Source organism: Streptomyces sp. NPDC093261 (genome assembly GCF_044753645.1).
In the GTDB taxonomy this organism is placed as follows: Bacteria; Actinomycetota; Actinomycetes; order Streptomycetales; family Streptomycetaceae; genus Streptomyces.
Window position 1 is genome coordinate 287896 of record NZ_JBIVNO010000006.1, and the last position, 19666, is coordinate 307561.

The 19666-nt window shown below is 72.4% G+C and carries 13 protein-coding genes; 3 read left to right on the plus strand and 10 right to left on the minus strand.

The features are described from left to right. Positions 1 to 4 precede the first annotated feature (4 nt). Positions 5 to 1702, minus strand: a complete 1698-nt coding sequence (locus ACIP94_RS16780; protein ID WP_402425616.1) for a TerD family protein — start codon at positions 1700 to 1702, stop codon at positions 5 to 7. A 142-nt stretch (positions 1703 to 1844) separates the two neighbouring features. Then, the gene (locus ACIP94_RS16785; protein WP_402425618.1) at positions 1845 to 2441 is read right to left on the minus strand and encodes a M48 family metallopeptidase; all 597 of its coding nucleotides are present in this window, start codon (positions 2439 to 2441) and stop codon (positions 1845 to 1847) included. 226 nt (positions 2442 to 2667) lie between these two features. Between ACIP94_RS16785 and ACIP94_RS16790 the strand changes: the two genes are divergently transcribed. Together ACIP94_RS16790 and ACIP94_RS16795 are read left to right on the plus strand one after the other, a co-directional pair. Further along, positions 2668 to 3891 carry a TOMM precursor leader peptide-binding protein gene (locus ACIP94_RS16790; protein WP_402425620.1) on the plus strand — a complete coding sequence of 408 codons (1224 nt, stop codon included), beginning with the start codon at positions 2668 to 2670 and terminating at the stop codon, positions 3889 to 3891. Continuing rightward, positions 3884 to 5236 (plus strand): ABC1 kinase family protein, encoded by a 1353-nt coding sequence (locus tag ACIP94_RS16795; RefSeq protein WP_402425622.1) that lies wholly within the window; start codon positions 3884 to 3886, stop codon positions 5234 to 5236. The genes ACIP94_RS16790 and ACIP94_RS16795 overlap by 8 nt, the downstream gene beginning before the upstream one ends. An 81-nt stretch (positions 5237 to 5317) precedes the next feature. Here the strand turns inward: ACIP94_RS16795 and ACIP94_RS16800 are convergent, their stop codons facing one another. From ACIP94_RS16800 to ACIP94_RS16815, 4 genes are all read right to left on the minus strand, one after another. Further along, positions 5318 to 5641 carry a hypothetical protein gene (locus ACIP94_RS16800; RefSeq protein ID WP_402425624.1) on the minus strand — a complete coding sequence of 108 codons (324 nt, stop codon included), beginning with the start codon at positions 5639 to 5641 and terminating at the stop codon, positions 5318 to 5320. Continuing rightward, positions 5638 to 6015, minus strand: coding sequence for a WhiB family transcriptional regulator (locus ACIP94_RS16805; protein ID WP_168375784.1), 378 nt, complete (start codon positions 6013 to 6015; stop codon positions 5638 to 5640). The genes ACIP94_RS16800 and ACIP94_RS16805 overlap by 4 nt, the downstream gene beginning before the upstream one ends. Before the next feature lie 176 nt (positions 6016 to 6191). Then, positions 6192 to 6512 (minus strand): hypothetical protein, encoded by a 321-nt coding sequence (locus ACIP94_RS16810; protein WP_402425626.1) that lies wholly within the window; start codon positions 6510 to 6512, stop codon positions 6192 to 6194. 166 nt (positions 6513 to 6678) lie between these two features. Next, the gene (locus ACIP94_RS16815) at positions 6679 to 8886 is read right to left on the minus strand and encodes an ATP-dependent DNA helicase UvrD2 (protein ID WP_402425628.1); all 2208 of its coding nucleotides are present in this window, start codon (positions 8884 to 8886) and stop codon (positions 6679 to 6681) included. Between the two features lie 239 nt (positions 8887 to 9125). Here ACIP94_RS16815 and ACIP94_RS16820 point away from each other — a divergent pair, with 239 nt between their 5' ends. Then, on the plus strand, positions 9126 to 9383 hold the full coding sequence (locus ACIP94_RS16820; protein ID WP_402425630.1) for a mycoredoxin: 258 nt from the start codon (positions 9126 to 9128) through the stop codon (positions 9381 to 9383). Between the two features lie 291 nt (positions 9384 to 9674). Here the strand turns inward: ACIP94_RS16820 and nudC are convergent, their stop codons facing one another. The 4 genes from nudC to ACIP94_RS16840 all read right to left on the minus strand — a co-directional run bounded on the left by nudC (position 9675) and on the right by ACIP94_RS16840 (position 19501). Continuing rightward, positions 9675 to 10616: an NAD(+) diphosphatase gene (gene nudC, locus ACIP94_RS16825; protein ID WP_402425632.1), complete on the minus strand. Its 942-nt coding sequence runs from the start codon at positions 10614 to 10616 to the stop codon at positions 9675 to 9677. A 165-nt stretch (positions 10617 to 10781) separates the two neighbouring features. Then, on the minus strand, positions 10782 to 12185 hold the full coding sequence (locus ACIP94_RS16830) for a dipeptidase (protein WP_402425634.1): 1404 nt from the start codon (positions 12183 to 12185) through the stop codon (positions 10782 to 10784). 10 nt (positions 12186 to 12195) lie between these two features. After that, positions 12196 to 15885: a UvrD-helicase domain-containing protein gene (locus ACIP94_RS16835; RefSeq protein WP_402425636.1), complete on the minus strand. Its 3690-nt coding sequence runs from the start codon at positions 15883 to 15885 to the stop codon at positions 12196 to 12198. 187 nt (positions 15886 to 16072) lie between these two features. Then, on the minus strand, positions 16073 to 19501 hold the full coding sequence (locus ACIP94_RS16840) for an ATP-dependent helicase (protein ID WP_402425638.1): 3429 nt from the start codon (positions 19499 to 19501) through the stop codon (positions 16073 to 16075). Positions 19502 to 19666: the final 165 nt, after the last annotated feature.

The window sequence follows — 19666 nt, forward strand, 5'->3', positions numbered from 1 at the left end:
CCCTCTAGACCTCGTAGGGCTGGACGACGACGAAGTTGCCGGGCGCGGCACGGAATTGGAGGTTGATGCCCTCCCCGGTGGCCCCCGGGTAGGCGTTGCGGCGCATCCGCACCTGGCTGGAGACGATGACCTGGGCGGCCGCCGACCATGCGACGACGGCGTTGGAGTCCACGAACGTCGTCGGCGTGACGGGCAGCACCACCGGCGCGCCGTGCGTCTTCACGACGATCGTGCCGGTCCCCTGGAACTGCATCGTGAACAGCGCGCCGCCGGGGATGCCGTGCCCCTCGATGCGCCGGACCTCGTACTGGAGGGACTCGTCGAAGGCGAGGACGTTCTCCGCGGAGACGCAGATCGCGTCCCCCTGGAGTTCGATCGGGTGCAGATGGGTGGCGTTCTCGGCGAGGAACACCTGACCCTGTCCCGTGCAGCGCATCAACTGCATCTCCTGGCCGGTCGCGTTGCCCACGATGCGTCCGACGAAGCCGGCGCCCTTGTAGCCGAAGTCGACCTTGCCCTGGTAGAGCACCATGCTGCCCTGCCGGGCCAGCACGGGCTGGCCGCCGATGCCGAGGTCGACACGGACGAGCTTCTTGTTCTGCTGGGTCCACCGCTGGCCGGTGGGCGTCTCCTTGAAGGCCTGGAGCGCGGCTGCCACACCGGCGGCGCCCTGCGGGGCGCCCTGGGGAGCGCCGTACGGGGCGGGAGCACCTGCCTGGCCGGGGACCTGGCCGTAGGGCGGCTGCTGCCCGTACCCGGGGGGCGCCGGGGGCTGCTGACCGTATCCGGGCGGCATGGTGGCGGGCGGCTGTCCGCCGTAGCCCGGCGGCGGGCCCGGCTCCCCGGGCGGCTGGGCGTAGGGCGCGGGGCCCGGAGGCGGCGGCACGGTGCCGCCGGGCGGTGTGGTCAGGGGCGCGACGATGGTGGGCGCGGCATGCACGGAAGGCGCGGGCGGCGCGGGGGCGGGCGCGGGCGGGGCAGGCGCGGGCGGGGCGGGCGCGGGGGGCGGTGCGAAGCCCTGCGGGGCGGCCTGCGGCTGCCGCGGCACCGGGGCCGCGGTCGGGGCCGGAGCGGCGAACGAGGGCGGGGCGGATGCCTGGGCGGGCGGCGCGAAACCGGGAACCGCGCCGGTCGCCGGCTGCTGCGGCTGCTGCGGCGCGGCGGGCTGCTCCTCCTCGAGGACCTCACCGCCGAAGTTCTTCAGCAGCGCCTCGAGTCCGCCGTCGAAGCCCTGGCCGACCGCGGCGAACCGCCAGACGTCCTTCAGATAGAAGTCGCCCAGCATGACCGCACGCTCGGTGGTGAACTCCGCGCCGGTGAACGGGTAACGGGCCACTTCCTCGCCGCCCGCCACAATGCGCAGATATCCGGGGCCGATCTGCGACATCTGCCCGGCGCCGTCGAGCGTCGCCGTGAAGGACAGCTTCTGGATCTGCGGAGGGATCCTGTCGAGCGTGATCCGGAAGGACTCCGTGTCGCCCGCCTGCGGCCCCAGGAGCTGAATGGCCTCCTCCGGCGACTTCGGCTGGTTGAAGAAGACGAAGTACCGGTCGTCCGAGAGCCGTTCGTCGCCGTCCAGGCCGAAGCAGCTGATGTCGAAGGTCAGTCCGGGCCCGGCGATCTGCACGCCTACGTACAGATCCGTGCCCGCGGTGAGGTCACTGATCCTGGCCTTGTGGCCGCGCTGGAATTCCCTGGCCATGCGTAACGACCGTCCCCCGTTCCGAGTGTGAGTGCGTCGCGCCAGGCTAACGGCAATCGCCCACAGCGGACGCAGCCGGTACAGACCCGGTACACAACCGCTTCCCGGACGGGACCCGGCAAGAGGGACGCCGGCGCCCCGGCTACTCGGCGGGAGGCACCGGCTGGTGCGGCAGCCGGCCGGCCGCGACGACCCCTTCCAGATACCCACGGGCGCGTTCGGTGCGCGGATACGCCTCCAGCAGCCGCCAGAACCGCGGCCCGTGCCCGGGCACCAGCAGATGCGCCAGTTCGTGCAGCAGGACATAGTCCACGACGTACTCCGGCATCCCCTGCAACCGGTGCGACAGCCGAATGCTGCCCTCGGACGGGGTGCACGAGCCCCAGCGCGTGTTCTGGTTCGTGACCCAGCGCACCGACGCGGGCCGCGCCCGCCCGTCGAAGTACTGCGCCGACAGCCGCTCCGCACGCTCGGCCAGCTCCACATCGCCGATCACCCGCTTGCTCTCCTGAGCGGCGAGCTTGTCGAGCATGACGGTCACCCAGCGCTGCTCCTCCGCCTCGGACATCCGGGCGGGGATCAGCACGACGGTGCGATCGCCCTCGCGGTACGCGGAGACCGTTCTACGGCGACGCGCGCTCCTGCGAACCTCGATCGCGCTCGCCCCCGAGCCGCTCGGCGGCTGGCTGGTCGTGCTGCGCTGTGGCTTTCCGGCGCGGTGCAGTGGATCGGCGGGCACGTCCCGACGTTACCCGCTGCGCACACGGGAAGTCCCCCCTCCGGAACGGTTCCGCGCCGATCCACACCCCGTGCGCTTGATTAGTACGACTGAATTAGTACGACGAACACCCCCGCCTGTGGACAACCTCACGCACGCCCCCGTCCTCGCCAGGCATCCTGACCCCGTCGGCACACCAGACCACCCGCCGACGAACAGGGATCCACGACCACTACGGGGGCCGCTCATGCATCCGACGGTGAAGCCCGCGCTGCGGCGCGGCTGGCGCGATCTGAACACCGTGCAGTTCGGGATGGCACCCGCGCACGCCATGGTGCTGGGGCCGGTGGACACCGCGACGGGCAGCTTCCTCACGCTGCTCGACGGCACCCGAGGCCTGCCTCTGCTGCGCGAGGAAGCCCACCGCATGGGCCTGCCCGACGGCCATGTGGACGCGCTGGTCGACAGCCTGTCCGGCTCGGGCCTGCTTGACGACGCCACCGGCGGCGGCCCCCAGGCCGACGCCCTGCGTGCGAAAGCCTCGGTCCTGGACCGCCTCCGGCCCGACCTGGCATCCCTGTCGCTCGTCGCCCGCCCACCGGGCGAGCCCGCCCGACGCCTCGCCGCCCGCCGCAACCATCGCGTCCAGGTCCGCGGCGCGGGCCGCGTGGGAGCCGTCCTCGCCTCGCTGCTCGCGGGCGCGGGCGTCGGCGAGGTCGACGTCCGCGACACCGGCTGCGTCGAGCCGTGGGACGTCGCACCGGGCGGCCTGCCGGCCGAATCGATCGGCGCACGCCGCGAGGAAGCGGCCCGCCGCGCCGTGCGAGCGGCCGCCCCGGACCGGCCGCCGCGCCGGGAGCGCACCTCCCGGCGCTCATCCCACGACCACCGGGGCCCGGGCCTCTCGCTGGTGATCCTCGCCCCACGCGACGGTCTGGACGTCCACGCTCCCGACCCGTTCACCGCCGAACCGCTGATCGCCTCCGGCACGCCCCATCTGTACGCCGGGGTCGTGGAGGGTACGGGAGTGGTCGGCCCGTTCGTCCTGCCGGGGGAGACGGGCTGTGCGGGCTGCCTCGACCGGGGCCGCACCGACCGGGACGAGACCTGGCCCCGGCTGGTGGCCCAGTGGCGCTCCGGACGCCCACGGCAGGTCCAGGCCTGCGACCTCGCCCTGGCCGCCGCCGTCGCCGGAGTCGCCGCGGGACACGCGCTCGCCTTCCTCGACGGCGGTACGCCGTCCAGCGCCGGCGCACGCTGGGAGGCGTCCGTGCCCCGGCTCCACTGGCACACCAGACCGGTGTGGCCGCACCCGGCATGCGGGTGCGGCGCGGCGGAGAAAAGTAACCAGGAACACACCTCAAAGGACGGGGAGCCGCACGAGACAATGGCGGAGCAACGACCGTCGAGGAAACCGTCCCGCAGAGCACACGCGGCACGCCTGTCTGGGACTTGGAGGGCGCATGTCTGATCTTCCCCGGAAGGCGGTCACCCGTACCGCCAAGCTCGCCGCGCTCCCGATCGGCTTCGCCGGGCGGGCCACGTGGGGGCTGGGCAAACGCATCGTCGGGGAATCAGCCGAGATCGTCGGCCGCGAACTCCAGCAGCGCACCGCCGAGCAGCTGTTCAAGGTCCTCGGTGAGTTGAAGGGGGGTGCCATGAAGTTCGGCCAAGCCCTGTCGGTGTTCGAGTCCGCGCTCCCCGAGGAGGTCGCCGGACCCTACCGGGCCGCCCTGACCAAGCTTCAGGAGGCGGCCCCGCCGATGCCGACGCGGACGGTCCACAGCGTGCTCGAAGAGCATCTCGGCCAGAACTGGCACGAGCTGTTCCAGGAATTCGAGAACAAGCCGTCGGCGGCCGCGTCGATCGGCCAGGTGCACCGCGGGGTGTGGCACGACGGCCGCGAGGTCGCGGTCAAGGTGCAGTACCCGGGCGCCGGCGAGGCACTGCTCTCCGACCTCAACCAGCTCAGCCGGTTCGCGCGCCTGCTCGGCCCACTGATCCCGGGCATGGACATCAAACCGCTGATCACCGAGCTACGGGACCGGGTCTCCGAGGAACTGGACTACGGCCTGGAGGCACAGGCGCAACGGGCGCACGCGGAAGAGTTCGCCAACGACCCGGACGTCAGGGTGCCGGACGTGGTGCACCAGTGCGAGCAGATCCTGGTGACCGAGTGGATCGACGGCGTACCGCTGTCGGAGGTGATCGCGGACGGCACCCAGGAGCAGCGCGACCGCGCCGGCCAGCTGCTGGCCCGCTTCCTCTTCTCCGGCCCGGCCCGCACAGGCCTGCTCCACGCCGACCCGCACCCCGGCAACTTCCGTCTCCTGCCCGGCTCCGCCCAGAAGGACGACTGGCGTCTGGGCGTCCTCGACTTCGGCACCGTCGACCGCCTCCCCGGCGGCCTCCCGGCCCCCATCGGCCCGTCCCTGCGCATGGCGATCGAGGGTGACGCCCAGTCGGTCTACGAACTCCTCTGCGAGGAGGGCTTCGTCAAGGATTCCATCGACCTCGACCCCGATGCGGTCCTCGACTACCTTCTCCCGATCATCGAGCCCGCCCAGGTGGACGAGTTCACCTTCACCCGCGGCTGGATGCGCAGCCAGGCGGCTCGCATCGCCGACCCGCGCTCCCCCGCCTATCAGCTGGGCAAGCAGCTCAATCTGCCCCCGGCGTACCTGCTCATACACCGGGTGACACTCAGCACGATCGGCGTGCTGTGCCAGTTGGGAGCGACGGTCCGGCTGCGCGACGAACTGGAGGAGTGGCTCCCGGGCTTCCTGCCGGAGGAGGAACCGGCAGCCGAGGCGTGACCGGGCCGGACCAACGCACCGCGGGGGCCGGTCCGTTCGGACCGGCCCCCGCTGGGTTTTCCCACCGTCGACGGTGGGCGGCTACTGCATCACGGCGATGGCCAGCGCACGCCGGGCGCGCAGCGAGGCACGCTCGGCCTTGCGCTGCATCCGGCGGGCCATCACCAGCCGCACGGCCCGGCGTTCCCACTCGGCCTCGCGCAGCCGCTCGCGCATATGCGCGCGAGCCAAGGCTTCTGGGATGAGTTGCATCTCTCGGGTCCTGTTCTGGCGCGAGGCGTTCGCGCCTGTGGTGGTGACGTCTGAGATCGCGGAGCCTGCGGGCTCGCTGGTGGACGGCTTCATCGGGGCCTGCTTCTTGGGGTCGTGCGTGAGGGGGCGGTCGATCGTTCCTGCGATGTTCATGCCGTGACCGGGTTCTTGCGCGGGCGGCCACGAGGCCGCTTCCGGGCGACGACGACACCCTGGACGAAGAGCTCGCCACCCCAGACGCCCCAGGGCTCACGCCGCTCCTTGGCGCCGGCGAGGCAGGCCTCGATCAGCGGGCAGGTGCGGCAGAGGGACTTGGCGTACTCGACGTCGGCCGGCGACTCGGCGAAGAAGACCTCGGGGTCGTAGGAGCGGCAGGGGACGGGTACGCCGAGGTTCTCGATGGCGTCGTCGAGCGCGGTGAGCGCGGTGAGCGGGGTGAGCGGGGTCAAGGTGGAGTCCTCCGTGAGGCCGGGCGGGGGGATCGTTTCGGAAGGCGGTACGGACGGGGCGTGCGCTTCGAGTTGCACGGGTCGTCTTCCTCGTCTGGTCGTTCCGGCCCTGTTGGGCCGGGTGGCGGCTTGGTACCGGGTTCTTTTCTTGTCCCGAGGCCCCTTCGGTCCGCTGTCCCCGTTCGGGGAAAACAGAAGGGCCGCGGATCCCGGGTGGGGTTCCGCGGCCCTGAAGGCGCCGGCCTGATCGGCGATCAGGCTGGATCACTCCAGGGTTCTGGCCCACGGAAGGCCCACATCAGGTGGTGCTGCGTCGTCTGCTTCCGGAATCCGGCACCGGCCGCTGCAAAGGCATAGGCCCGCGCCTGTGCCACTACTGCTTCCAGTGCCTTGCTCGGTCGCTCACTGCGCTCACGGATGGGAAGACCCGCGAGAGACAGGGAGGACGCCGGGCGGTCGGCACGGATGCCGGACAGACCGGTGCCCAGGACGGAGGCGCCGCGCATGCACGCGGAGACGACGGAGGGATCGGTCAGTTTGACGGTGCGGGTGGAGCTGGTCTTGATGCTGATCACTTCAATCGCCTCCTCTCGGCGTCTCGGAGGACTGGGGGTGAGCCAGTCCGGCGGATACGTAAGTACAACACGGAATAGGGGCCTTCGAGAAGGCCGCCGTCCCCGTGGCTAAGAACCTATGGGGATTGCCGGGGCGTGCGCAAACTATTTTTTCGACGAGTTGGCATCAGTCGCCGTTGTTCTCTTCGCCTCTGTCTCCACCTGCGCAGATGGCCAGAACCTCGGCGCCGTAGCGGTTGAGCTTGCGGACTCCGACTCCGGGGATGCGTGCCAGTTCGCCCTCGTCGTCGGGGACCGCTTCGGCGATGGCGATCAGGGTTCGGTCGGTGAAGACACAGAACGCGGGCTGGCCGCTGCGCTGAGCCTGCCGCGCCCGCCACTCGCGCAGCCGTTCGTAGAGGCCCTCGTCCATGTCGGAGGGGCAGTCGTCACAGCGCATCAGTTTCATCTCGCCGGCGTCGGACAGCGTGCACCCGCAGACCCGGCAGCGGGCCGGGGTTCTGCCGGCGCGCCGAGGGGTGCTGCTCGTCGCGGAGTTGCCGAAGCCGCGTTCGACACCGCCGCTCCCGCCGGTGCCGCCGAACGGAGGGCGGCCGACGGTGGCGGACGAGCCGGGGCGCAGTCCGTCGAGGAAGCGGCTGGGGCGCCGGCCTGGGCGGCCGCCCGGTGCGCGGGACAGGGACCAGGAGACGTGGAGGTGCTCTCTCGCCCGGGTGACGCCGACGTAGAGCAGACGGCGCTCCTCTTCGATCTGCTCGTCGGTCCGGGCGTAGGTGATCGGCATCATGCCCTCGGCGACACCCACGAGGAAGACGGCGTCCCACTCCAGGCCCTTGGCGGAGTGCAGAGAGGCGAGGGTGACGCCCTGGACGGTCGGGGCGTGCTGGGCATTGGCCCGCTCGTCGAGTTCCGCGACGAGGTCGGCGAGGGTGGCGCGGGGATGCGCCGCGGCGAAGTCCTGGGCCAGATTCACGAGTGCGGCCAGGGACTCCCATCGTTCCCTGACGGCGCCGGAGCCCGCCGGGGGTGTGGGCGTCCAGCCTTCGCCGGACAGGACGGCGCGGACCTGGGAGGGCAGGTCGACGGCGTCGTCGAGGAGGGAGTCGTTGGCTCCGAAGCGGGCGGCGCCGCGCAGGGCGATGCCGGCCTTGCGGACCTCGGGGCGGTCGAAGAACCGTTCGGCGCCACGGAGCTGGTAGGGGATTCCGGCGTCGGCGAGGGCCTGTTCGTAGGTCTCGGACTGGGAGTTGGTGCGGAACAGGATGGCGATGTCCGCGGCGGGTATGCCGGTGGCGAGGAGGTCGCGGATGCGCCGGGCGGCACCTTCGGCCTCGGCGGGTTCGTCGGTGTATTCGGTGTAGACGGGGTGGGGTCCTGGGTCGCGCTGGGAGACGAGTTCGAGGCGGTGGTCGGCTGCACGGCCGCGGGCCTGGGCGAGGAGGCCGTTGGCGAGATGGACGATCTGGGGGGTGGAGCGGTAGTCGCGGACGAGTTTGACGACGGTGGCTCCGGGGTGGCGGAGGCGGAAGTCGAGGAGGTGGTCGGGGGTGGCGCCGGTGAAGGAGTAGATGGTCTGGCTGGCGTCGCCCACGACGCACAGGCTGTCGCGGTCGCCGAGCCACAGCTCGAGCAGGCGCTGCTGGAGGGGGCTGACGTCCTGGTATTCGTCGACGACGAAGTGCTGATACTGGGCACGGACCGCTTCGGCGATGTCGTGCCGGTCCTGGAGGATGCCCACGGTGAGGAGGAGGACGTCCTCGAAGTCGATGACGGCGCGTTCGCGTTTGAGGTCTTCGTAGGCCGCGTAGAGCTGGGCGATCTCGGCGGGGTCGCGGGGAGCCTCGCGGCCGGCTTTGACGGACGCGGCCGCGTAGTCGGCGGGGACGGTCTGGGTGACCTTGGACCATTCGATCTCGGCGGTCGCGTCCCGCAGCTCGTTGCGGTCGAGGCGGAGGCGGCAGGCGGCGGCCGCGTCCGCGACGAGCTGGATCTTCCGGTCGATGATGCGGGGCAGGCTGCCGCCGACTGCTTTCGGCCAGAAGTACTGGAGCTGACGGAGGGCGGCGGAGTGGAAGGTGCGGGCCTGGACACCGGCGGCGCCGAGCTGGCGGAGGCGGCCGCGCATCTCGCCCGCGGCGCGGTTGGTGAAGGTGACGGCGAGCACGCTGGACGGCTGGAGGATGCCTGCTCGGACTCCGTAGGCGATGCGGTGGGTGATGGCTCGTGTCTTGCCGGTGCCGGCTCCCGCCAGCACGCACACCGGGCCGTGCAGGGCGGTCGCCACGGCGCGCTGCTCGGGGTCGAGCCCTTCGAGCACCGCGTCGGCCGAGTCCGGAACCTGCGGGAAGAGGGTGGAGTGCGTTGCTGCTGTCACCCCGCCATGCTGCCAGGTCCCCGGAGGCGGGTGCGGTGGTTGTCCACAGGGGGACGACTGCGGTCGTACGAATGCCGAGGTGACTCTCGAGACAGTGGGTTCCGAGACGGCGTGTGGCGGGCTGCGGGCGGTGTCGGGAGCCCGGAAGGGGTGGCGGGAATCGTGGAACATTCACGTACGTTCCCTTCTGAGCGAGCAAGCAGAGCACGCATCCCTAGCCGTGAAGGAGCGCGACCGACATGCCGGGCACTGTGACGATGTACAGCACCACGTGGTGTGGCTACTGCCGTCGGCTGAAGAGCCAGCTGGACCGTGAGGGCATCGCGTACAACGAGATCAACATCGAGCAGGACCCGCAGTCCGCGGCGTTCGTGGAGAAGGCGAATGGCGGAAACCAGACGGTTCCGACCGTCCAGGTGATTCCCTCCAACGGTGGCTCTGAGATCGTGATGACGAACCCGAGCCTTGCCCAGGTGAAGCAGGCGCTCGGCGTCTGATTTCGTCTCTCGGAAGCAGCCCTCGCCCCTGTCTTCAGCGCGGGGGCTGCTTCGTTCGCCGAGTCTTCCACCACCGCTTCACGTCATGACGGCCAAGAGCGCCACATGACGGCCAAGAGCGCCACGAAGGCCGGCCATACGTACGGCCCGGAAATGGCCGGCTCCTGCGTGACGGCCCGGAGAAGACCGACGCGCGACGAACGCGCGGTCGCGCGAGGGTGTGAGGCGGTCCCAGAGTTCTCGGGGACCGCCTCCTCATTTTGTGTGTCCGATTGTGCGCTGTGTGACGGATCACACGCTCCGCGTCGGGAGGGGCTTTCCGTACCAGCGTTCGATCAGGCGGGCGGCGATGGAGATGCCGTAGGGAGGCAGCACCTCTCCGGACTCGAAGGCGGCGCGCAGTTCCTCGCGGGAGAACCAGCGGGCCTCGTGGATCTCGTCGCCGTCGACGTTGATGTCGGTGCTGGTGGCGTGGGCGAGGAAGCCCAGCATCAGGCTGGAGGGGAAGGGCCAGGGCTGGCTGGCGATGTACTCGACCTCGCCGACGGCGATCCCCGCCTCTTCGAAGACCTCGCGGCGGACGGACTGCTCGATGGACTCGCCTGGTTCGACGAAGCCGGCGAGGGTGGAGAAGCGGCCCTCGGGCCAGTGCACTTGGCGGCCGAGGAGGATGCGGTCCTCGTCGTTGATGACGGCCATGATCACCGCGGGGTCGGTGCGCGGATAGTGTTCGGCGCCGCAGGCCGGGCAGCGGCGGATGTGCCCGGCGGCCGCGATGACGGTGCGTTCGCCGCAGCGTGAGCAGAAGCGGTGCATGCGCTGCCAGTTCTCCAGGGCGACCGCGTGCACCATCAGGCCGGCGTCGCGGGGCGACAGCAGCAGTCCGGCCTCGCGCAGGCCGGCCGGGCGCGCCGACTGGTCCATGCGGCCGGGAAGGGCGTCCTTCTGGAGCGCGAAGTAGCTGACGCCGTCCTCGTCGGTGCCGAGGAAGTAGCGGTGGGCCTCGGTGAGGGGCGCCTCGAAGGAGGGGGTCATGACGAGTTCGGTGCGGCCGTCGGACGTCTCGTCGATGAGGACCTGGCCGCCGGAGACCACGAAGCAGCGGGTGGTGGGGTGGCTCCACGCCGCGGCGAGCCAGGCCTCGTCGAGCCGGTGGTGAGCGGCCCGGTCGATGCCGCTCGGGGCGGTGAGCGAGATGGGCCGGTCGGCGCTGTGGTCGGTCCAGGTGGTCACGGTTGTTTCCAACTCCCCCGGTGGAACGGTTGTTTCGGCGGGCGGTTCGGCGGGACGTTCGGCTGGGGTGGGACCGGGTCCGGCGGGTCTTGGGCGCGCGGGGCGGCCCTTCCAGTGTGCCGTGCCCCGCGGCCCGTGCGGCCGGCCGTCCGGCGCGCGAGATCGTCAGTGGGCATCGCGCCAGTTCTCCCCCAGGTCGCCCCATAGATATGCGGCGGTTTCGACTCCTTTGAGGAGCAGATCGAGTTCGACCTTCTCGTTGGGGGCGTGCCAGCCGTCGGAGGGGATGGAGATGCCGAGGAACAGGACGGGTGCCCCGAGGACGTCCTGGAGGTCGGCTGCGGGTCCGGAGCCGCCTTCGCGGGTGAAGCGGATCGGCTGCTGGAAGGCGCGGCCCATGGCGCGTACGACGGATTGCAGGGCGGGGTGGTCGAGGGGGGTGAGGCAGGGGCGGGTGGCCGCGCCGAAGGTGATCTCGTACCGGATTCCGTTGGGCAGTCGGTCGGCTGCCCAGGCGCGGACGGCCTTCTCGATGTGGTCGGGGTCCTGTCCGGCGACGAGCCGGAAGGAGAGCTTGACCATGGCAGAGGACGGGATGATCGTCTTGCTGCCGGGGCCCTGGTAGCCGCCGCCGATGCCGTTGACCTCGGCGGTGGGGCGGGCCCAGATGCGCTCCAGGGTGGTGTAGCCCCGCTCGCCATGGGTACCGGCGGACTTGGCGGTGCGCAGCCACTCTTCCTCGTCGAAGGGCAGTTCGGCGAAGAGGGCGCGTTCGCGGTCGGTGAGGTCGGTGATGCCGTCGTAGAAGCCGGGTATCGCCACGCGCGCGTGCTGGTCGTGGAGGGCGGCGACCAGGCGGGCGGCCTCTGTGGCGGGATTGGGGACGGCGCCGCCGAAGGAACCCGAGTGGATGTCCTGGTCGGGGCCGTGCAGGAGGATCTCGCATTCGGCGAGGCCGCGCATGCCCGTGCACACCGTGGGGGTGTTCGCGGACCACATGCCGGTGTCGGAGACGATCACGGCGTCGGCGGCCAGCCGGTCCGCGTGCTGTTCGACCAGGGCGCGGAAGTGCGGGGAGCCGGACTCCTCCTCGCCCTCGACGAGCAGCTTGAGGTGGACGGCGGGGGCGGTGCGGCCGGTGGCGGCGAGGTGGGCGCGGATACCGAGTGTGTGGAAGAACACCTGGCCCTTGTCGTCGGCGGCCCCGCGCGCGTAGAGGCGGCCCTCGCGGATCACCGGTTCGAAGGGGTCGCTGTCCCAGCCGTCCTCGCGGGCGGCGGGCTGTACGTCGTGGTGGCCGTAGACCAGGACGGTGGGCGCCTGCGGGTCGTCGGCGGGCCACTCGGCGAAGACGGCGGGGGCGCCGTCGGTGGGCCAGACCTCGGTGGTGGGGAAGCCGGTGTCGCGGAGCTTGGCGGCGAGCCACTCGGCGCTGCGGCGTACGTCCGCCGCGTGCTCGGGCTGGGCGGACACCGACGGGATGCGCAGCCACTCGGCGAGGTCGTCGAGGAAGGCGGCGCGGTGGCTGCCGATGTACGTGCGGACGGCACTGTCCGGGGTCTCGCTCATGCTCCCGAGCCTATCGGCCCGCGTCGGCATCCTGGTCGGCCGGTTCCTCGCGGGCGGACTCCCCGAGCAGCAGCCGCTCCAGCGCGGCCCGGTCCGGCAGGCCCTCGGGGCGCACGACCTCGCCGCTGCGGACGTAGAGGAACGCGGCCTTGACGCTCTCCACGGGTACGTTCTGCCGTTCGGCCCAGGCCAGCCGGTACAGGGCGAGCTGGAGCGGGTCACCGCTGCGGGTCCGGCTGGTCTTCCAGTCGACGATCTCGTACGAGGTCCCGTCCGCGTCGTCCACGCGGTACACGGCGTCGATGCGGCCGCGGACGACGCGTCCGGCGATGGCGAGCTGGAAGGGCGCTTCGACGCGGTAGGGGGTGCGGTGCGCGTAGGGCGTGCGTTCGAAGGCGTCCTTGAGGGCCTCCAGGTCGCGTTCGTCGGCGATCTCGGCCTCGGTGCCCGGCAGTTCCTCGGGCTCCAGCATGGGCAGGCGCAGTTCCTCGAAGCGTGCCTCGACCCACGCGTGGAACCGGGTGCCTCGGCGCGCGGCGGGTTGCGGGGGGCGGGGCATGGGGCGTGCGAGTTCCTGCGCGAGCCCGTCGGGGTCGGCGGCCAGCCGCAGTACCTGGGAGGCGGTCAGGGACGGTGGCAGGGGCACGTCGGTGACGGCCGTACGGGCGCGCAGCAGTTCCCCGGTGAGGGCGTCCAGGTCGCGGTCCCAGGAGGCGATGGTGCGGGCGTCTTCGGGGGTGAGCACGGGGGTGTCCTCGGCGGGGCGCCGACGGGCGTGGGGGACGGTAGGGGTGGGGGCGGCCGCCGGCGTGGGGGCGTCCACATGTGAGGGAGCGTGCAGGGGCACGCGCGCGTGAGGTGCTGATGGCGGCGGGTCCGACGGGCGGTGGCTCGGCCGGTCGCCCGGTCCGTACGGGTCTTCGTCGCCCGGTCCGTACGGGTCGTAGGGTGCCTCGTCGCCCGGTCCGTACGGGTCGTACGGTGTCGCGTCGCCCGGTCCGTACGGGTCGTAGGGTGCCGCGTCGCCCGTTCCGTACGGGTCGTAGAGTGCCTCGCCGTCCGGCACGTAACGGTCGTCGTCATCCGGCCCGTAGCCGTCGCCGTCCGGCCCGTATTCGTCCTCGTCCTCCTCTGGTGGTGGCGGCCACTCCGGGTCGCCGTATGCGGACGGCTCGTCGTGCGCGGACGTGGTCCGCGAGGCGATCCGCTCCAGATGGGTCAGGACCGTCTGGGCGGCCGCCCTTCGGCGTGTGAGGGCCTCCTCGTCCAGCGGCAGCGGCCAGGCCTGGTCGGCGGCGGCCGCGTGCAGCGCCGGGTTCTCCTCGTCCTCGGCGGGCTCGTCGGCCCACGCCTCGATCTCGCCGTGCCCGGCGGCGCAGTGGTCGTGGAGAGCCTGGAGGAAGGCGGAAGGGCCGCGAGGGCGCTTCTGGGCGGGGCCCCACCAGTGGCCGGAGCCGAGCAGCAGGGAACGGGGGCGGGTGAAGGTGACGTAGCCGAGGCGGAGTTCCTCGGTGTGCTGGTGATCCTTCATGGCCTCGTGGAAGGCCTTGAGGCCCCGCGAGTCCCAGGACTCGACGTCGGGCAGGGTGTCGGCGTCGCCGCGGAGGGCGTGGGGCAGCACCTTGCCCTGCGCGGTCCACTTCTCGCGGCCCTGGCTGCTGGGGAAGGTGCCGGTGACCAGTCCGGGGACGGCGACGACGTCCCACTCCAGGCCCTTGGACTTGTGGGCGGTGAGGACCTTGACGGTGTTCTCGCCGCCGGGCAGGGCGTTGTCGAGGCCCTTTTCGTACTGCGCGGCGGTGCGCAGGAAGCCGAGGAAGGCCAGCAGGGAGGCGTCCGGGTCGTTGGCGGCGAACGACGCGGCGACGTCCAGGAAGTTCGACAGGGTCTCGCGGCGGCGGGCGGCCAGTGCGTGCGGAGAGGCGGACAGCTCGACCTCCAGGCCGGTGACGGCGAGCACCCGGTGCAGGACGTCCATCAGGGGGTCGGCGAGGGAGCGGCGCAGTTCGCGCAGTTCGGTGGCGAGGCGGGCGAACCGCACGCGCGCGTCGGGCGAGAACGGCAGCCCGTCGTCCTCACGGCCGGCCTCCATGGGCAGTTCCAGGAAGGTGTCGAGGGCGTCCGCGAGCGAGATCACCTCGGCGGGGTCGACACCCTCGACGGCCGCGGCGAGCCGACGGTCCGGGTCGTCGTCGGCGGCCACGCGCGCGTGGGACACGAGCAGCCGGGCACGCCGGCCCAGCAGGGCGAGGTCGCGGGGGCCGATGCGCCAGCGCGGGCCGGTGAGGAGGCGGACCAGGGAGGCGTTGGCGCCGGGGTCCTGGAGGACTTCGCAGACCGCGACGAGGTCGGCGACCTCGGGCAGATGCAGCAGCCCGGACAGGCCCACGACCTCGACCGGGATGTCACGGGCGACGAGCGCGCCCTGGATACGGGCGAAGTCGGTCGCCGTGCGGCACAGGACCGCGATCTCCCCGGGCGCGGTGCCGGTACGCACGAGGTGGGCGAGGGAGTCGGCTATCCAGTCGATCTCCTCGTCGTGGGTGCGCAGCAGCGCGCAGCGGACCTGTCCGTCTCGCTCGGCGCCCGGTGCGGGGCGGAGGGCTTCCACGCCCGCGTGCATCGCGCGCAGCGGCTCGGCGAGGCCGTTGGCGAGGTCGAGGAGGCGACCGCCGCTGCGGCGGTTCTCGCTGAGTGCCTGGCGGGTGGCGGGGCGGCCGTCGGCGTGCGGGAAGTGCTCGGGGAAGTCGTCGAGGTTGGCGACGGACGCGCCGCGCCAGCCGTAGATCGCCTGACAGGGGTCGCCGACGGCGGTCACGGGGTGGCCGGTGCCGCCGCCGAAGAGCCCTGCGAGCAGGACGCGCTGAGCCACCGAGGTGTCCTGGTACTCGTCGAGCAGGACGACGCGGTACTCGTCGCGCAGGATGCGGCCCACCTCGGGAAGGCGGGCCAGGGCCGCCGAGAGGGCGATCTGGTCGCCGAAGTCGAGGAGGTCGCGCTCTCGTTTGGCCGCGCGGTAGCGGCCGACCAGCTCGGCCAGGTCCCGGCGGGCGGCGGCCGTCTCGGGGACCTTGCGCAGGTCGGCGTTGGTGAGCCGGACGCCCTCCAGGGTGTGCAGCAGTTCGGCGTCGTAGGCGCGCAGGTCCTCCGGCCGTACGAGGTGCTCGGACAGCTCGGAGTCGAGGGTGAGGAGGTCGCTGACGAGGTCGGGGAAGGAGCGGGTGAGTGCCGGATAGGGCCCCGGGGCCTCGCGCAGTACGCGCGCGGCGAGTTGGTAGCGGGTGGCGTCGGCCAGCAGCCGGGAGGCCGGTTCGAGCCCGATGCGCAGACCGTGGTCGGTCAGCAGGCGGCCCGCGAAGGCGTGATAGGTGGAGATCACGGGTTCGCCGGGCGGGTTGTCGGGATCGATGACGTCCGGGTCGGTGACGCCCGCCTTGACCAGTGCCGTGCGGACGCGCTCGGCGAGTTCACCGGCCGCCTTGTTGGTGAACGTCAGGCCGAGCACCTGTTCGGGTGCGACCTGTCCGGTTCCCACCAGCCACACCACGCGGGCCGCCATCACCGTGGTCTTGCCCGATCCGGCTCCGGCCACGATCACCTGCGGGGCGGGCGGCGCGGTGATGCAGGCCGTCTGCTCCGGGGTGAACGGGATGCCCAGGAGCTCCTTGAGCTGCTCGGGGTCACTGATACGGGCGGGCACGTCGGAGAGGCTAGCGGTGGCCACTGACAGCGGACGCCGGATCGGCCGCCCGGGCGGGAGAAGCGCTGGTCGGCGCGCCTGGTGCCGTCTGTCACACCGGTGCACCGGGGGCTCGCTCACCGGCGTTCCCTCACCGGCTCGCCCGGTGTCCCGCTCGACGTGCTTCCGATGTGCTGGCTCCCCGTCCTCACTCCACGACGGTGCGGCCCTCCGGTCGTGCGCTGCATGAGGCGCGGAAGGCGCAGTGCGTGCAGTGCTGCCCGGTGGTCGGGGAGAACCGTTCGTCGAGGACCTTGCCCGCGGCGGTGGCCAGCAGGTCGCCGATCCACTGTCCGTCGAGGGGCTCCTGAGCCTGCACCCTCGGCAGGGTCTCGCCGCCGTCCTTCTTGGAGGCGCCCTGCCTCAGCTGGACGAGTTCGGCGCCGCCCGGTTCGGGCCGCACGCCGTCGAAGGCGTCGTCGACGGCGCCCTCGCGCACGGCCAGCTGGTAGACGGCGAGCTGAGGGTGGCGGGCCACCTCGGCGGCGCTGGGCGCCTGCTTGCCGGTCTTGAAGTCGACGACATAGGCGCGGCCCTCGCCGTCCGTCTCGACACGGTCCATGGAGCCGCGGATGCGCACTTGGTAGTCGCCCGCCGCGAGCGTGACGTCGAAGTCGTGCTCGCTGGCCACCGGGGTGCGCCCGGCGCGGCTGCCGTTCGAGTCGACGTGCCACCTCAGGAAGCGTTCGAGCGCCACGCGCGCGTTGTGCTTCTCCTGCGCGGACTTCCAGGGCGCGTCGAAGGCGAGGGCGTTCCACACCGAGTCAAGGCGCTCCATGAGGACGTCGAGATCGGCGGGGGTGCGTCCGGAGGCGACCTCGTCGGCGAGGACGTGCACCACGTTGCCGAAGCCCTGGGCGGCGGTCGCGGGCGCGTCGGCCTTCACCTCGCGTCCGAGGAACCACTGCAGGGCGCAGGTGTTGGCGAGCTGGTCGAGCGCGCTGCCGGAGAGGACCACGGGCTGGTCGCGGTCGCGCAGCGGCACCTTGCTCTCGGTCTGGTCCCACATGCCCCACCAGCGGTAGGGGTGCGCGGAGGGCACGAGGGGGCGGCCGTCGTCGTCGGCGAGCGCGGCGAGCCGGGCCAGCCGGCGGGCGGCGGCCTCCCTGAGGACGTCGGAGACACGCGGGTCGACGGTCGTGGCGCGCAGTTCGGCGACGAGCGCGGCGACGGACAGGGGGCGGCGCGGGCGGCCGGTGACGTCTCTGGGTTCGACGCCGAGTTCGGTGAGGAAGCGGGAGGGCTGGTCCCCGTCGTCGGCGGGAGCCTTCACGGCGGTGACGACGAGACGTTCACGCGCGCGTGTGCAGGCGACGTAGAACAGGCGGCGTTCCTCCGCGAGCAGCGCGCCGGGAGTGAGGGGCTCGGCGAGCCCGTCGCGGCCGATGCGGTCGGCCTCCAGCAGGGAGCCGCGGCGGCGCAGGTCGGGCCACAAACCCTCCTGGACGCCGGCGACGACGACCAGGCGCCACTGGAGGCCCTTGGAGCGGTGGGCGGTCATCAGGCGTACGGCGTCGGGGCGCACGGCGCGGCGGGTCGGCGTGTCGGCGGCGATGTCCTGGGCTTCGATCTCCTCCAGGAAGTTGAGTGCGCCCCGGCCGCCGGTGCGCTCCTCGGCGCGCGCCGCGGTCGCGAACAGGGCACACACGGCGTCGAGGTCACGGTCGGCATTGCGGCCCCCGGCGCCGCCGCGCCGGGAGGCGCTCTCCAGGCGCTTGGGCCAGGGCGTGCCGTCCCACAGCTCCCACAGGGCCTCCTCGGCCGTGCCGCCGCCCGCGAGCCGTTCCCGTGCCTTTCTGAGCAGTGCGCCGAGGCGTTGGGCTCCGCGTGCGTACGCGGGGTCGTGCGCGACCAGGCGCTCCGGTTCCGCCAGGGCCCGCGCGAGGAGCTGGTCGGAGGGCGGCGGTACGGGGTTGCCTGCGGCCCGCTCTTCCTCGCGCAGGGCGCGGCCCAGGCGGCGCAGATCGGCGGCGTCCATGCCGGCGAGGGGGGAGGTGAGGAGAGCGAGCGCGGTCTCGGTGTCGAGCCAGACTCGGGCGTGCCCGGGGTCCTGCGTGGCATCCCCGGAGTCGACGCCCTCTTCGGTGTCGGTATGTGCCTCGCCCTGCGGCGTCTCTTCCGGGTGAGTCCGCCCGTCTTCCTCGGGACGGATGGGCGCGGCCTCCTCGGGACGGATGGGCGCGGCCTCCGCGCGGGCCACCGCGCGCAGCGCCGTCAGCAGTGGTGTCACCGCCGGCTCATGGCGCAGCGGCAGGTCGTCTCCGTCGATGTCGAGGGGAACCCCGGCGGCCGTGAGGGCACGGCGGACCGTCGGGATGGCGCGGGCTCCGGCGCGTACGAGGACGGCCATCTCGCTCCAGGGGACGCCCTCCTCCAGATGGGCCCGGCGCAGGATGTCCGCGATGTTGTCCAGTTCGGCGCCGGGCGTGGGGTACGTGTGGACCTCGACGCGGCCCCCGTCCCGTACCGGCGCGAGTTCCCGGTGGGCGCGGACCTTGTCCGCCGGGAGGCGGGTCAGCGGCATGCGCTGGGTGATCAGCCGGGTGGCGGCGAGAAGGGCGGCGCCGGAGCGGCGGGACGTCCTGAGGACGTGCACGGGCGCCGGGGCGCCGTCCGGGCGGGGGAATGTGTGCGGGAAGTCCAGGATGCCGCCCACATCGGCACCCCGGAATGTGTAGATCGACTGGTCGGGGTCGCCGAAGGCCACCAGGGTCCTCCCGTCGCCCGCGAGCGCCCGCAACAGCCGCACCTGCGCCGGGTCGGTGTCCTGGTACTCGTCCACGTAGACCGCGTCGTACCGGTCGGCCAGTTGCCCGGCGACCTCGGGGCGGCGGGCCAGCAGCACCGCGCGGTGGACCAGCTCCGCGTAGTCGATCACTCCCTGGAGGTCGAGGACGTCCAGGTACTCGGCGAGGAACGCGGAGGCGGCCTCCCAGTCGGGACGGCCTATGCGTCGGGCGAACCGGCGCAGGGCCTGCGGGCCGAGGCCCAGCTCCCGGCTGCGGGCCAGCACGGCGCGCACCTCGTCGGCGAAGCCGCGCGTGGTGAGGCAGGCGCGCAGTTCGTCGGGCCAGCGCACATGCGCGAGGCCGAGGCGCTCCAGGTCGGGCTGCCCGGCGAGCAGCTCCCGCACGGCGACGTCCTGTTCGGGGCCGGACAGCAGCCGTAGCGGCTCGACGAAGAGGTCGCTGCCCTGGTGCGCGCGGACCAGGGCGTAGCAGAACGAGTGGAACGTGGTGGCCTGCGGGGCGTGCGCCGCGCCGGTGCGCAGCGCCATGCGGTCGCGCAGGTCGACGGCGGCCCTGCGGCTGAAGGTCAACACCAGGATGCGTTCCGGGTCGCCGCCGCGGGCGATCCGGGCGGCCACGGATTCCACGAGTGTGGTGGTCTTGCCGGTGCCCGGGCCCGCCAGGACGAGCAGGGGGCCGGCCCGGTGGTCAACCACCGCACGCTGCGTTGCGTCAAGTCGAGGGGGATCCACCCGGACGGGCGGGGTACGCACCAGTCGGTAAGCGCCGCGGCTCCCCTGCCGCACCTTGGGGTGCGGCAGGCGCCTGGTGGAGGAAGAGGAGCTCACGTGGTTCGCCGGTCCTGGTGGTCGTGCTCGGGCTTGTCGCTGTCGGTGCGGGGCGCCGTCGTCGGGCGGTGGGGGTCGGGCCGCGGGTGGGGGTGTCGCCGCGTGGGGCGGGCGGTGGCCGCGGGATGAGGGGGACGCGCGCCGTTGACGCTACGCCCGGGAGGG

Bases quoted from the DNA above. Each gene is read 5' to 3' on its own strand.
- ACIP94_RS16780 (WP_402425616.1), bottom strand. From the start codon at position 1,702: ATGGCCAGGGAATTCCAGCGCGGCCACAAGGCCAGGATCAGTGACCTC.
- ACIP94_RS16790 (WP_402425620.1), top strand. From the start codon at position 2,668: ATGCATCCGACGGTGAAGCCCGCGCTGCGGCGCGGCTGGCGCGATCTG.
- ACIP94_RS16795 (WP_402425622.1), top strand. From the start codon at position 3,884: ATGTCTGATCTTCCCCGGAAGGCGGTCACCCGTACCGCCAAGCTCGCC.
- ACIP94_RS16800 (WP_402425624.1), bottom strand. From the start codon at position 5,641: ATGAACATCGCAGGAACGATCGACCGCCCCCTCACGCACGACCCCAAG.
- ACIP94_RS16820 (WP_402425630.1), top strand. From the start codon at position 9,126: ATGCCGGGCACTGTGACGATGTACAGCACCACGTGGTGTGGCTACTGC.
- ACIP94_RS16830 (WP_402425634.1), bottom strand. From the start codon at position 12,185: ATGAGCGAGACCCCGGACAGTGCCGTCCGCACGTACATCGGCAGCCAC.